The following is a 12,718-nucleotide window of genomic DNA, read 5'->3' as shown; positions in this document are numbered from 1 at the left end:
CCAATCAACGGGACATCCTGCAACACTCCATGGCCGGGGGGGCCATGTCGCGGCCAACCAAGGCGCGCGCAAAGAGATAGTCGTTGCGCACCCGGTCGCTCAACTGGTTCATGTCGACATGGCCCGCGGGATTGCATGGAAACGCGTAGCACTGCCCATCGACAAGGGACTGGAAGCGCAGCTCGTATTGCGGCATTGTCTGGTCGCTCATTTCAGGTCTCCTGCACGCCCTGCGTGTGTTCATGCAATCAAGGTGGGTTCATGCAAACAAGATTACGCCGCCTTCGCAGTACATGGCGTCGCATACGCGCGCAGGAGCAGCAGCAAATACCGGATGCGGCCTGGACGCGGCCAAAACTGCGGTGTGAACCCGCCACCGTGTGGTGCCGCCGCTGCAGCATTCCATTGTGTTGTTGCCCGCCAGGCAGCAAGTCGTGCCAAACGACAAATCCGTCCAATCGTCGGCAGCGCGCCGAGGATAACTTCGCGCACTAACTCAACCACCGAAAGGGCGAGATCCATGGAACACAACACGCAGTTGGGCGAACTGATCGGCCCGAAAGAAAGCCAGCGCATCCTGGGTGCATTGCATCGCGGCGCGAGCCGCCGCGATGTCCTTGCGATGATGATGGCGGGCGGCATGCAGGCAGCACTCGCCGGCAGCATCGCGAGCGTCGCGGCCACGGCGCATGCGCAGACGCCGCGCCGCGGCGGCCGCATCAAGGTGGCCGGCGCGACGGCGGCCGTCAGCGACACGCTGGATCCGGCCAAGGGTTCCAACCACACCGACTACATCCGCGCTTCAATGTTCTACAACGGGCTCACGTCGCTGGACGGCAGCCTGACGCCGCAGCCCGCGTTGGCCGAGGAGTTCGCAAGCAATGATGCGAAGGTTTGGGTCTTCAAGCTGCGCAAGGGCGTGACGTTCCACGACGGCAAGCCGCTCACACCCGCCGACGTGGTGTTTTCGATCATGCGTCACAAGAATCCGGCGACCGGCTCCAAAGCCAAATCGCTGGCCGACCAGATCGAGGATGTGAAGGCCACCGGGCCGAGCGAAGTCACCATCACGCTCACGGGGCCCAATGCCGACCTGCCTGTGATCCTGGGCACCTTTCACTTCCTGATCGTCAAGGACGGCACCACCGATTTCAACGCCGGCATCGGCACCGGGCCCTACAAGGTCCAGGAGTTCAGGCCCGGCGTCCGGTCGGTGGGCGTGCGCAATGAAAGCTACTGGAAGCCGAATCGCCCGTACCTGGACGAGATCGAGTATGTGGGCATCGGCGACGAAACGGCGCGCGTCAACGCGTTACTGACTGGCGAGCTGGACCTGATCGGCTCGGTCAACTCGCGCTCGGTCGATCGGGTCAAAGCTTCCAGCAAGCATGCGGTCTTCGAGAGCAAGGCCGGCACGTACACGGACCTGGTCATGCGGCGCGACAGCAACCCCGGCAGCAACCCTGACTTCGTGTTGGCCATGAAGTACCTGTTCAATCGCGAGCAGATGCTCAAGTCCATCGTGCAGGGTTATGGGGTGGTGGCCAACGACCAGCCAATCGACCCGACCAACCGCTTCTACTTCAAGGGCCTCAAGCAGCGTCCGCACGACGCCGACAAGGCCAAGTGGCACGTGCAGAAGGCCAACTTGGGCAGCACCCCCATTCCGTTGGTGGTCTCGCCCGCCGCAACCAACTCGGTGGAAATGGGGCTGGTCCTGCAGCACGCGGCCAAGCAGGCCGGCCTGAACCTGGACGTGCGCCGCATGCCCTCCGACGGCTACTGGTCGCAGCACTGGATGAAGCACCCGGTGGGCTTCGGCAATATCCTTCCGCGCCCCAGCGCCGATGTGCTCCTGACGCAGTTCTTCAAGTCGGATGCGCCCTGGAACGAAGCGGGCTGGAAGAACGAAAAGTTCGACCAGCTGCTTGTGGCCGCGCGCGGCGAAACCGATCTGGCAAAACGCACGCAGATGTACGCCGACATGCAGGTCATGATCCACGAGCAGGGCGGCATCGGCATCCCATTCTTCATGTCCAACCTCGATGGGCACAGCAAGAAGCTCAAGGGCCTGTCGCCAGTCCCGCTCGGGGGAATGATGGGCTACGCCTTCGCCGAACACGTCTGGTTGGAGGCATGACCACTACCTCTGCCAAGTTTCAAGTGAAATCATCGCGCAATGCGCAGGAGCAATCATGACCGTGGCCCTAATGCTGCACCGTGCCGACGGCGCACCCGTTTCAACCTCTTTTCGCCGGGCGGCGTTCGGCAAGGACGACCCCTTTGCGCGAAATCGCGAAATAGCGTGGGAAGGACCCCAATCCATGATCGCGGGCCGAACCAGCTTCATCGGTGAGCTGGCAGTCGCAAGCTTTCCCCACATCGAAACCATCGTCGTGGCGGAAGGCGAGCTGACCCTGACAGCGGACGGGGCGGCCCCGCTGGTGCTCGGTCCCCAAGCGGGTGCCGTCATCGGGTGCGGTACGGCGCTTCGCATCCTGGCCGGATCGCGCGTGCGGTTTTCGTTTTGCGCGGCCGCTTGCGACAAGCCGACGAGGCGCGGCCTCACCCCTCTGCGCGCCGACGCCGACTTCAAGCCGTCCGCGTCGCTGCCGGCGGAGGTGCTCCTGGGCCCGGCCCCGCAATGCCGCAGCGACAACGTCTTCACCGACGACGGCGCGGAGTACCGTGCGGGCACCTGGGATTCCACACCGTACCACCGGATTGTTCGCCCGCATCGCGTGAACGAGTTCATGCATCTCCTGGCCGGCAGCGTGCGGTTTGCAACCCCGGATGGCAGCGTGCTGTCGGCGGGCGCCGGCGATGCGCTTTTCGTGCCTCAGGGCGCGCCGGTTGGATGGGAGAGCAGCGATCGCGTCGCGAAGTTCTACGTGATCCAAAGCGCATGATCCGTTCAGTCGCCTTCATTCACACCGTCGCCATGCTGGTCGAACGGTTTCGGCCGCGCTTCCAGAAAGAGTTGCCGAACACGCGCTGCTTCCACATGCTGGACGAGAGCGTCCTGCAGGACCTGCTGCGTGATGGGCCTTCGCCGGGGATCACGCGGCGCGTGGTCGGGCTGGCCACCCTCGCGGCCGACGCGGGCGCCGACCTGATCGTCTTTACCTGCTCGTCCACTTCACCTGCCGTCGACATCGCGCGCCATGTGGTGCCGGTGCCCATTGTGAAGATCGACGACGCCATGTATGGCCATGCCGCCAAGTCGGACGGCCGGGTCGGCCTGGTGTGCACAACGAAATCCACACTGGAACCCAGCCGTGGGTTGCTCGCCGAACACTCCGCAGCGTCCGGGACCCAGGTTCACGCCGAACCGCTATGGGTAGAGGGCGCCTTCGCCGCGCTGGCGGCCGGCCAGCGCGAAGAGCACGACGCCCTGGTGATGCAGGCCGCGCTCGCGCTAGCGCCGCGGGTCGACCGGCTGGTACTGGCGCAAGCCTCGCTGGCGCATCTGTGCAGCGAGCTGGAGACGCGAACCGGCAAGCCGGTGCTCGCCAGCCCGGAGTGGATGGTGGCGGATGTCGTGGGCCGCGTCACGGCGTCAGCTTGAGCATGGCGGCGCGCTGAAGCCGGCGCAGCACAACTTTTCAAGTTCCATGACAGTCGCAGTGACCCCGGCGCAAACACAAGATGCTGCCGAGCATCGAAAATGCGTCATTTTGTGCTTTCCGTCCCTCGACTATCAGGCTCATTCGCTGCTCGAGAGTCGCGACACTCAACTCCGGCATGACACGAATCAACGAAGTGCCAATCGGCAGGCGACGGGCGTCTGCCATCACAAAATAAGGAACAACCACCATGTGGATCAAGAGGACTCTCGTTACGATTGCCATGCTCGGCGCGGCTGCGGCCGCGCAGGCACAGACCGTCCTGAAGGTCGGCTCCACTCCGACCGGCGTGCCCTTCACCTTCCTCGACGCGAAGACCAACACCATCCAGGGCATGATGGTCGACGTCATCGAGGAGATCGGCAAGGACGCCGGCTTCAAGGTCGAGATCCAGCCGATGCCGTTTTCCACGCTGATCGCGGCGCTGACCTCGGGCAAGATCGACGTCATCTCGGCCGCGATGACCGGCTCACCCGAGCGCGCCAAGGTCGTTGACTTCAGCAAGAACGTCTACTCGTATGGCGAAGGACTTGTCGTGCCGGCCACGGACGCCACGGGCTATGCCGCCGTCGCGGACCTCAAGGGCAAGAAGATCGGCGGCCAGATTGGTACCCGCTATCTCGAATTCCTCAAGGTGCAGAGCGGAGCCGCCCAGGTCAACGCCTACGATTCGCTGGGCGACATCCTGCGCGACGTCTCCAATGGCCGCCTGGAAGCCGGCGTGGGCGACTACCCGATCCTCGCCTACAACCTTTCGCAGGGCAACTTCCCGCAGGTGCGGCTCGTCAAATCCTACAAGCCGGGAATGATCGGGCCGATCAACATCGCGGTGAAGCAGGGCAACAAGGAACTCATGGCCAGGATCGACAAGAGCCTGGAAACCATGCAGAAGGACGGCCGGCTCGACGCGATCCTGAAGAAGTGGGGCCTCTGAGCCCCACCCCGGAGTCATGTCCCAAGTCCTGAACCAGGCATCGGCGTTCCTGCCGATCCTGATGCAGGGCGTCTACCTCACCGTGCTGGTGACGCTAGGCGCCTTCGCACTTGCAACCGTGCTGGGCCTGGTCCTGGCATTCATGCGGGTGGGCGGCATCCCCCAGCTCGCCTGGACGGCGCGCACGGTGATCGTCGTCGTGCGCGGCATCCCCGGTATGGTCACGCTGTTCTACATCTATTTCGTCGGTCCGGACTTCGGGCTCTCGCTCACGGCGGTGCAGGCGGCGATCCTCGGTCTCGGGATCGCCTATTCCCCCTATATGGCCGAGATGTTCCGCTCCGGCATCGAGGCGATCGATCGCGGCCAGACGGAGGCGGCCCTGTCCATCGGCATGGGCTGGGGCCTGCTGATGCGGCGCGTGATCCTGCCGCAGGCGGTGCGGGTAGCCTTGCCGCCCTATGGCAGCACGATGGTCATGCTGCTGAAGGACTCCTCCCTCGCCTCGACGATCACCGTCGCCGAGTTGTCGCTGCAGGGCAAGCTGCTCGCTTCCTCCACCTTCCAGAACACCACGGTGTTCACGATGGTCGCGTTGATGTATCTCGCCATGAGCTTGCCCCTCACGGCGTTCAACGGCTGGCTCGAACGGCGGATGAGGAAATCCCAATGAGCATCATCGAACTGCGCAACATCCGCAAGTCGTTCGGCTCGCACGAGGTGATCCACGACGTCTCGTTCTCGGTCGAGAAGGGCGAGGTGGTCTGCATCATCGGGCCGTCCGGCTCGGGCAAGTCCACGCTGCTGCGCTGCATCAACGGGCTGGAGACCTACCAGGGCGGCGAGATCACCGTCCATGGCGAGCGGGTCGAGAGCGCCTCCCGCAGGATCCGCCAGGTCCGCACCCGGGTCGCCATGGTGTTCCAGCGCTTCAACCTGTTCCCGCACCGCACTGCGCTGGAGAACGTCGCGGAAGGTCCGATCCATGTGAAGAAGGAGTCGCGCGAGAAAGTTCTCGCCCGCTCGCGCGATCTGCTGGAACGCGTCGGCCTTGGCGCCAAGATCGACACCTATCCGGCGCAGCTCTCTGGCGGCCAGCAACAGCGCGTCGCCATAGCCCGCGCGCTGAGCATGAACCCGGACGCGATCCTGTTCGATGAGCCGACCTCGGCGCTCGATCCGGAACTCGTCGGGGAAGTTCTCGCCGTCATGCGCGCGCTCGCCGACGAAGGCATGACCATGGTCGTCGTCACCCATGAGATGGGTTTCGCGCGGGAGGTGGCGGATCGCGTGCTCTTCCTCGACGGCGGCGTGCTGGTCGAGCAGGGGCCGCCCGCGGAACTGCTCGGTCGTCCGCAGAACCCGCGCACCCGTGACTTCCTGAGACGCCTGCTGACGACTGAATGAAGAACAGCTCTTATTGGCATGAAACAGCGCCTCCGTTCGAGGCGGCGGCCAGCCCCGGCGAACTCGGTGGGCGCGCCGACGTCGCCGTCATCGGGGCGGGCTTCACCGGCCTCTCGGCCGCGCTCACGCTCGCCCGGCAGGGCGCCAAGGTCGTGGTGCTCGAAGCCGGCCAGGTGGTGACGGAGGCGTCGGGCCGCAATGGCGGCCACTGCAATACCGGGATGCCTTTTGATTTCGGCGCGGCGGCAGGACGCATTGGCCATCAGCAAGCGCGTGCGCTCTACCAGCTCTACGGCCGCGGTGTGGACTGTGTCGAGCAGGTCGTGACTCGCGAGCAGATCGACTGCGACTTCCGCCGCAACGGGAAAATCAAGCTCGCTGCACGGCCTCACCATTTCGAGAAACTGCAAGCTGCGCACCGGCAGTTGTATGGCGATATCGATCCGGACATCTACCTGGTCGGACCGGAATCGATTCGCGGTGAAGTTGGATCCGACCAGTTCCACGGCGGGCTGGTGTGGCCACGAAGCGCGCAGATGCACATGGGCCGCTTCGGCGTGGGCATGGCCCATGTGGCGGCGAGCCAGGGAGCGCGCATCCACGTGCACACGCCCGTAACCGACCTGGAACGTGCATCGGGTGGGAGGTTTCGTTTGCAAACGCCACATGGTCGGGTCGAGGCGGACCAGGTGCTCGTTGCCGCGGGAACCTGCCAGCGCGGCCCGTTCGCCTGGTTCCGCCGCCGCATCATTCCGGTGGGCAGTTTCCTCATCGCAACCGAGCCTCTGTCGCCGGAACTGGCGGCCTCGGTGATGCCGGGCAACCGCAATGCAACCACGACCTTGAACGTCGGCAATTACTTCCGCATGACGCCGGATCGACGATTGCTGTTCGGGGGCCGCGCCCGCTTTGCGTTGTCCAGCCCCGACTCGGACGCGAAAAGCGGCGCGATCCTGCAGCGCACGTTGCACAAGGTGTTCCCCCAATTGCACGGGGTGCGCATCGATTATTGCTGGGGCGGCGTGCTCGACATGACGATTGACCGCCTGCCGCGTGCGGGCAGCGCCGGCGGACTGCATTACGCAATGGGTTACAGCGGAAGCGGCACGCAGCTGGCGACGTTGATGGGCGATGCCATGGCGCAGACCATTGCCGGCAAACCGGCCGCCAACCCGCTGCGTGACCTGCGCTGGCGTTTCGTGCCGGGCCATTTCGGGCCGCCGTGGTTTCTGCCCTTCGTGGGCGCGTATTACCGGGCTCTCGACTTCTTTGATTAGACGTGGTTTCGCTGCCCCGCGATGAGATGGAGCGGATGCGTGCGCTTGCCGGACGACTGGCGCAAAACGATCCGGCTCGTGAACTTCTCGATGCCGATCTCGTCTTGCAGCAGTCGCTCCATCAGCTCCTGAAAATGGGCGACACTCGGCGCCACGATTTTCAACAGATAGTCGTAACCGCCACTGACGTTGTACCACTCCACGATTTCGCGGTGCCGATCAGCGGCCGCTTCGAACTTGCGGAAGTCGGGAGGCCGATGGCTGCTGATCGTCACCTCGGAAAAAACGACCACACAATTGCCCAGCTTTTCCAGCGCGATGTCGGCGCCATAGCCGCGAATCACGCCGATGTCCTGCAGCCGTTTCGTCCGTACCAGGCACGGGCTCTGGCTGAGGCCGACGGCGTCGGCCAACTCGACATTCGAGCAGCGTCCCTCGCGCTCGAGGTGCACAAGAATCTTGAGGTCGAAGCGGTCGAGGGACACTGCTGGGGGCATGCTACGGATGGTAGCGCCGGATGCCGATCGCGGCTAGTGCGTGCCGGCCGTGCGCGCTTCGGCCAGGGACTCGTCGAGCGCCTGGATGACGAGGCCGGCCTGGTCCGCCGACAGCACCAGGGGCGGACGGATCTTGAGCACGTTGTGCCCCATCGCGCAGGCGCTGATCAGCACGCCCTTGTCGCGCATCCGGTTGACCACCTGGCTCGTCAGGCTGCGATCCGGCGCTCGCGATGCCCGGTCGGAGACGAGTTCGACCCCGACAAACAGGCCCGCCCCGCGCACGTCACCGATAGCCTCGTGCCGGGCTGCAAGGGCGGCGATGCCGTCGTGCAGGATCTTCCCCACCCTGGCGGCATGCTGCACCAGCCCGTCTCGCTCTATCGTGTCCAGTACCGCCAGCGCCGCCGCGCAGGAGACGGTATTGCCCGCGAAGGTGTTGAAGTAGCGCGAGTGCTTCCCGAACTCCGCCAGGACGTCGGCGGTCGCCAACAGTCCCGCAATCGGTTGGCCGTTGCCCATCGGTTTGCCCATCGTGACGATGTCGGGCACGACGCCATGACGCTGGAAACCCCAAAGATGTTCGCCGGTCCGCCCGAAGCCGGGTTGGACTTCGTCGGCAATGAAAATGCCGCCTGCCCGCTTGATCGCGTCGACCGCGCCCTTCAGGAAGCCTTGCGGTCCGGGGAGGATGCCGTCGCTGGTGAACAGCGAATCGACAATCAGCGCGGCCGGCTTGATGCCATGGCGCCGCAGGTCGGCGATCGCCGCCTCGACGTCGCGGGTGAAGCGCCCGGAAAGGTCGGCGCCCTCGGCGTGATACAGGCGCGGAGCCGGAACCAGGCGCACATGCGCGCCGAGATCGACGGTCACGCCCAGCGACGGCGAGAATTGCGACACGGCGTCGGTGATGCCGTGATACGCGGTGTCGGTCACGATCATGCCGGTGCCACCGGTGCGGACCTTCGCGATGCGATAGGCGAGGTCGTTGGCCTCGCTGCCCGTGCAGGTCAGCATCAGGTGGGCCAGATCGGTCCCCGGCACGCTCGCGAGCAGGCGTTCGGCCAGTTCGAGAATCGTGTCGTGCAGATAGCGCGTGTTGGTGGCCAGCGTCTGCACCTGCCGGCAGATCGCCTCGGTCACCGCCGGATGGCAATGCCCGAGCGAGGTGACGTTGTTGTAGGCGTCGAGATAGCGGCGCCCCTCGGGGTCGATCAGCCAGGCGCCTTCGCCCCGCACGATGTGCAGCGGCCGTTCATACATCAGGCGGTAGGCCGGGCCGAGCAGGGCGTCGCGGCGCGCGATCATTTGCGCGGTAGCCGGGCCCACGTCGGCGCGGCCGGGGATATAGGCATTGACCATGTTGAGGTCGGTGGTGCTTTTCATAGAGTGGCTCCTGTTTGTACGTGTACGCCGGCCAGCAGCCGGTCGCGTGCTGTGTCGCGGGAAAGATCGGCCATCTGGGACAAGCCTTCCCACGCCGCGGGGTTGTGTCGCATGATGTAGGCGCGGTTCTCGGGGTAGCGCGCGGCGCGCCATTCCGAGATCAGCGCCGTGATGAGGTGGCGCGTGGCCAGGAGATCGGCAACGACCTCCTGTTCGGCGCCGGTCAGCGGCAGCACCGCGTGATAGGCGGCCACGAACTGGGCCGGTCCCTCGAAAGGATCAGCGTTGCCGGCCATGTGGAAGGCGGCGGCCGTCGCCACCTCGCCGACGAGCGGTGCGTGCACCATGTCGCCGAAGTCGATGATGCCCACGATGCGCGCGGGGTCGTCGGGGGCGACCAGCACGTTGTAGAGGTGGTAGTCGTTGTGGATCACCTGGGACCGCAGCGATGCCAGGCGCGGCAGCACGTGCGTCGTGAAGCGCGTCATGAAGGCCTGGGCCAGCGCGCGGTGCTTGCCGTCCACGAGGCTGTCGAGCTGTGCGCCCAGCCGATGCGCCGTGGCGACGTTCCACAGCAGGTCATGCGCCGCGCCCGGATGCGCGAAGCCGTGCAGCGCGCGGTTCAAGCCGGCAAGCCCGGCTCCCATGGCGCGCCGCTGCGCGGCGGTGCGCACGGTCTCGCGGATCTGGATGCCGTCCAGGTAGCTCAGCATGCGCACGCGTGTCTGAACGCCCCCGTTGAGCACGACCGTGTCGTGTGTGTGTCCTTCCAGTGTCCGCACGACGCGCGGCACCGGCTGGTCCGGTGACATGCGGGCGATGTGGTCGAGCGCCGCGATCTGGAAGTCGACGACCGCGGGTGACTCGGACGGATTGCTGATCTTGAGGACGTAGCGACAGCCATCGGCCGCCTCCACCAGGCAGTTCTGGTCACGCTCGCCCGCCAATGGCCGGGTGGAGCCCTCGATGCCGTAGATGCGGCGGACCAGGGCCTCCACTGCCGCCGGCGCGAGGGCGGGCACGGTGGTGCTCAGTTCGGTCATAGGCCGAGCAGGCCGGGAAGCTGGCGGACGTCGGTCAAACGGCTGACACCGTAGGCGTCGGAAGTCGGCTCATGCCCGCGGTCGATGAAGGCCTTCGCCATGAAGCCCAGGTCGGAGGCCGTCATCAGGTCGTAGCGGAAGCTCGACGAGACGTGCATCATCTGGTCAGGCGCGCATCCGAGCTGGTCGAACATGTACTCGAAGGTCTTAAAGCGCGGTTTATACGCGCGTGCTTCCTCGGCCGTGTAGACGGCGTGGAACTTCGCCTTGAGATGGGCGACGCTCGCCGGGATCAGGTCGACCATCGAGTTCGAGAGGATCACCAGGGGCACGTGCGGCGCGATCGCCTCCAGAACCTCGACGACGTTCGGGTGTGGTTGCCAGGTGGGAATGGCATCGTACAGCGCGACGGCGTCCGACGGTTGGTAGTCGATGCCGTGCGCCTTGCAGGCACGGCGGATCGAATTCTCCACGACTTCGAAGAAGGGCTTCCACTCGCCCAGGACCTCGTCGAGGCGATAGGCCCGAAAGCTGTCCAGGAAGGCCGGCATCCGGCCGGCCGGGACGCGGTCTTTGAACAGGCTGTTTGCGGTCGGGCCCATCTCGAAGTTGATGAGCGTGCCGTAGCAGTCGAAGCTGATGAATTTGGGTTTGAATGTCATAGAAGGATCCACGCTGTTGGGGTGGATATGAGTCTATGAATTCCCCGCCTTTCGGAAATGCCGCATTCACATGCGGTGCAAGTGGAATCCGTTTCAATCCGGACGCTTGCCGGAACTTTGCGCGGCCTTGACAGGCGTGGGGCTTAGTGGGCTGAACTGCCTTAGCAGCCACTCTGCGAGTTCAAACTCCACACCTTACCGTCGATCGCGCGTGGCCGCAGGTGCGGCCGGCATCGGCCGAGTCATGTATCCAGCCAGACGTGTTCGGCGAACGTATAGCCCATCATTCCGCCGAGCGGGATCGGCGTCAGCCCCTTGAGCTTCTTGCTGTGGCCGTCGATGTTCGACATGAAGAACGGGATGCCGATGCCGCTGCCCTCGTGGATCATCACCTGCATGTCGGCGTACATCTGCGCGCGCTTTGCAGTGTCGGGCTCGCCGCGCGCGGCGACGAGCAGCTGGTCGAACTGCTCGCTCTTCCACGCCGATTCGTTCCACGGCGCATCGGACTTGAAGAAGGACGTGAGGAGGACGTCGGCGCTGGGGCGCGGGTTCACCGCGCCGAATCCCACCGGGTGCTTCATCCAGTGCTGCGACCAGTAGCCGTCCGCCGGCATGCGGCGCACGTCGAGGTTCATGCCGATCTGCTTGGCCGCGTACTGCAGCACCAGGCCGATCTCGACCGAGCTGGTCGCGGCAGGCGACACCACCAGGGGCACCACCGTGCTGCCGATGCCTGATTTCTGGAAGTGGAACTTCGCCATGTCGGGGTCGTACGCCCGCTGCTTGAGGCCCTTGAAGTAGAAGCGGTTGCTGGGGTCGATGGGTTGGTCGTTGGCCACCACCCCGCGGCCGATCATGATCGACTTGAGCATCTGCTCACGGTTGAACAGGTACTTGAGCGCCTTCACGAAGTCCGGGTTGTTGCCGGGCGAGCTGTCCAGGCGAACCACCATGTCCGTGTAGGTGCCGGCCTTCGTCTCGAAGATCGCATGTTTGTCGGTGGCGGTGATGCGATCAATCGAGCGCGGGTTCACCGATCCGACCAGGTCCAATTCACCTGACAGCAGTGCATTGATGCGCGCCGATTCATCGCCGATTCCCACGTATTCGATCTCGTCGACGTACGGCCGGTTCGGTTTCCAGTAGTTGTCGTTGCGGATGGCTACAGAGCGCACGCCGGGCTTGAATTCCTTGACCTTGTAGGGCCCCGTGCCGATGCCGGCGTTGAAATCGCTTGTGCCGTCCTTGACGATGTGGAAGTGATACGTGCCCAGGACCACCGGCAGGTCCGCGTTCGGCGTTGCGAGGCGGATCGTCACTTCATTCGGACCGGTGGCGGTCACCTCGTCAATGGGGTCGGCCAGCACCTTGGCCTTCGAGGCCGTCGCGGGGTTCTTGTGGCGCATGATCGAGAAGATCACGTCTTGCGGCGTCAGCGGCTTGCCGTCGTGGAAGGTCACGCCCTTGCGCAGCTTGAAGACCCAGGTTTTCGCGTCCTTGGTCGTGAACTCCTCGGCCAGGGACGGCTGCGGCGTCAGGCTGCCGTCCAGGTACGTGAGCCCGTTGTAGAACATGAACCCGCGGATGTAGTCGGTGTGGTTCGACTGTTTCGCCGGGTCGAGCGTGTCGTTCACAGCGGCGGTGGCGCCCGCCACCTTGATGCGCCCGCCCTTCTTCGGCGTTTCGGCGGCGTGCGCGTTGCTCGCCGCCGTTGCAATGCCGACCGCAAGCGCGGCCTGCATGCCGCCGGCCATCAGCATCGTGAGGACGTCGCGCCGGCTCGCCCCACGCTTCAACGCGTCGTGGATGCGCGTGCTGTCTGCGGGTCCGATCAATAGGTCGAGCTCTTTGCGTTCGTTCATGTCATGTCTCCGGTAGGGTTG

General features: G+C 64.9%; 13 protein-coding genes. 7 read left to right on the top strand and 6 right to left on the bottom strand.

Going from position 1 to position 12,718, the window contains the following annotated elements; all coding sequences use genetic code 11:
- Positions 1-4: 4 nt before the first annotated feature.
- On the bottom strand, positions 5-211 hold the full coding sequence (locus AC1DUR_RS20025) for a hypothetical protein (protein ID WP_477719282.1): 207 nt from the start codon (positions 209-211) through the stop codon (positions 5-7).
- 309 nt (positions 212-520) lie between these two features.
- On the opposite strand from AC1DUR_RS20025, the gene AC1DUR_RS20020 reads away from it, so the two are divergent.
- From AC1DUR_RS20020 to AC1DUR_RS19990, 7 genes are all read left to right on the top strand, one after another.
- Complete coding sequence (locus AC1DUR_RS20020) at positions 521-2,140, top strand: ABC transporter substrate-binding protein (RefSeq protein ID WP_477722039.1); 1,620 nt, start codon at positions 521-523, stop codon at positions 2,138-2,140.
- A gap of 55 nt (positions 2,141-2,195) precedes the next feature.
- Positions 2,196-2,909: a cupin domain-containing protein gene (locus tag AC1DUR_RS20015; RefSeq protein ID WP_477719284.1), complete on the top strand. Its 714-nt coding sequence runs from the start codon at positions 2,196-2,198 to the stop codon at positions 2,907-2,909.
- On the top strand, positions 2,906-3,568 hold the full coding sequence (locus AC1DUR_RS20010) for an aspartate/glutamate racemase family protein (RefSeq protein WP_477719285.1): 663 nt from the start codon (positions 2,906-2,908) through the stop codon (positions 3,566-3,568). The genes AC1DUR_RS20015 and AC1DUR_RS20010 overlap by 4 nt, the downstream gene beginning before the upstream one ends.
- A 248-nt stretch (positions 3,569-3,816) precedes the next feature.
- The gene (locus AC1DUR_RS20005; RefSeq protein ID WP_477719286.1) at positions 3,817-4,560 is read left to right on the top strand and encodes an ABC transporter substrate-binding protein; all 744 of its coding nucleotides are present in this window, start codon (positions 3,817-3,819) and stop codon (positions 4,558-4,560) included.
- A gap of 16 nt (positions 4,561-4,576) precedes the next feature.
- Positions 4,577-5,233 carry an amino acid ABC transporter permease gene (locus AC1DUR_RS20000; protein WP_477719287.1) on the top strand — a complete coding sequence of 219 codons (657 nt, stop codon included), beginning with the start codon at positions 4,577-4,579 and terminating at the stop codon, positions 5,231-5,233.
- A 2-nt stretch (positions 5,234-5,235) separates the two neighbouring features.
- On the top strand, positions 5,236-5,967 hold the full coding sequence (locus AC1DUR_RS19995) for an amino acid ABC transporter ATP-binding protein (RefSeq protein ID WP_477719409.1): 732 nt from the start codon (positions 5,236-5,238) through the stop codon (positions 5,965-5,967).
- A complete protein-coding gene (locus AC1DUR_RS19990) occupies positions 5,964-7,244 on the top strand; it encodes an NAD(P)/FAD-dependent oxidoreductase (protein ID WP_477722038.1) in 1,281 nt (426 codons plus the stop codon). Before AC1DUR_RS19995 ends, AC1DUR_RS19990 begins: the two co-directional genes overlap by 4 nt.
- Here AC1DUR_RS19990 and AC1DUR_RS19985 read toward each other — a convergent pair.
- The 5 genes from AC1DUR_RS19985 to AC1DUR_RS19965 form a co-directional block, all read right to left on the bottom strand.
- Positions 7,241-7,741: an Lrp/AsnC family transcriptional regulator gene (locus tag AC1DUR_RS19985; protein WP_477722037.1), complete on the bottom strand. Its 501-nt coding sequence runs from the start codon at positions 7,739-7,741 to the stop codon at positions 7,241-7,243. The genes AC1DUR_RS19990 and AC1DUR_RS19985 overlap by 4 nt on opposite strands.
- Positions 7,742-7,774: 33 nt before the next feature.
- Entirely contained in the window at positions 7,775-9,127 is a 1,353-nt protein-coding gene (locus AC1DUR_RS19980) for an aspartate aminotransferase family protein (protein ID WP_477722036.1), read from the bottom strand.
- Complete coding sequence (locus AC1DUR_RS19975; protein ID WP_477722035.1) at positions 9,124-10,170, bottom strand: phosphotransferase; 1,047 nt, start codon at positions 10,168-10,170, stop codon at positions 9,124-9,126. Before AC1DUR_RS19975 ends, AC1DUR_RS19980 begins: the two co-directional genes overlap by 4 nt.
- The gene (locus AC1DUR_RS19970) at positions 10,167-10,832 is read right to left on the bottom strand and encodes a haloacid dehalogenase type II (RefSeq protein WP_477722034.1); all 666 of its coding nucleotides are present in this window, start codon (positions 10,830-10,832) and stop codon (positions 10,167-10,169) included. Before AC1DUR_RS19970 ends, AC1DUR_RS19975 begins: the two co-directional genes overlap by 4 nt.
- A 242-nt stretch (positions 10,833-11,074) precedes the next feature.
- Positions 11,075-12,697 carry an ABC transporter substrate-binding protein gene (locus tag AC1DUR_RS19965; RefSeq protein ID WP_477722033.1) on the bottom strand — a complete coding sequence of 541 codons (1,623 nt, stop codon included), beginning with the start codon at positions 12,695-12,697 and terminating at the stop codon, positions 11,075-11,077.
- Positions 12,698-12,718 lie beyond the last annotated feature (21 nt).

The sequence above is a fragment of the Polaromonas sp. P4_F4 genome, assembly GCF_056401355.1.
The sequence above is the reverse complement of the archived record's forward strand: the minus strand, read 5'-3'. Positions and strand labels throughout refer to the sequence as shown.

Excerpts from the sequence above, each read along its gene's own strand:
- AC1DUR_RS20025 (WP_477719282.1), bottom strand. The coding sequence starts at position 211 with ATGAGCGACCAGACAATGCCGCAATACGAGCTGCGCTTCCAGTCCCTT.
- AC1DUR_RS20020 (WP_477722039.1), top strand. The coding sequence starts at position 521 with ATGGAACACAACACGCAGTTGGGCGAACTGATCGGCCCGAAAGAAAGC.
- AC1DUR_RS20015 (WP_477719284.1), top strand. The coding sequence starts at position 2,196 with ATGACCGTGGCCCTAATGCTGCACCGTGCCGACGGCGCACCCGTTTCA.
- AC1DUR_RS20010 (WP_477719285.1), top strand. The coding sequence starts at position 2,906 with ATGATCCGTTCAGTCGCCTTCATTCACACCGTCGCCATGCTGGTCGAA.
- AC1DUR_RS20005 (WP_477719286.1), top strand. The coding sequence starts at position 3,817 with ATGTGGATCAAGAGGACTCTCGTTACGATTGCCATGCTCGGCGCGGCT.
- AC1DUR_RS20000 (WP_477719287.1), top strand. The coding sequence starts at position 4,577 with ATGTCCCAAGTCCTGAACCAGGCATCGGCGTTCCTGCCGATCCTGATG.
- AC1DUR_RS19990 (WP_477722038.1), top strand. The coding sequence starts at position 5,964 with ATGAAGAACAGCTCTTATTGGCATGAAACAGCGCCTCCGTTCGAGGCG.
- AC1DUR_RS19985 (WP_477722037.1), bottom strand. The coding sequence starts at position 7,741 with ATGCCCCCAGCAGTGTCCCTCGACCGCTTCGACCTCAAGATTCTTGTG.
- AC1DUR_RS19980 (WP_477722036.1), bottom strand. The coding sequence starts at position 9,127 with ATGAAAAGCACCACCGACCTCAACATGGTCAATGCCTATATCCCCGGC.
- AC1DUR_RS19975 (WP_477722035.1), bottom strand. The coding sequence starts at position 10,170 with ATGACCGAACTGAGCACCACCGTGCCCGCCCTCGCGCCGGCGGCAGTG.
- AC1DUR_RS19970 (WP_477722034.1), bottom strand. The coding sequence starts at position 10,832 with ATGACATTCAAACCCAAATTCATCAGCTTCGACTGCTACGGCACGCTC.
- AC1DUR_RS19965 (WP_477722033.1), bottom strand. The coding sequence starts at position 12,697 with ATGAACGAACGCAAAGAGCTCGACCTATTGATCGGACCCGCAGACAGC.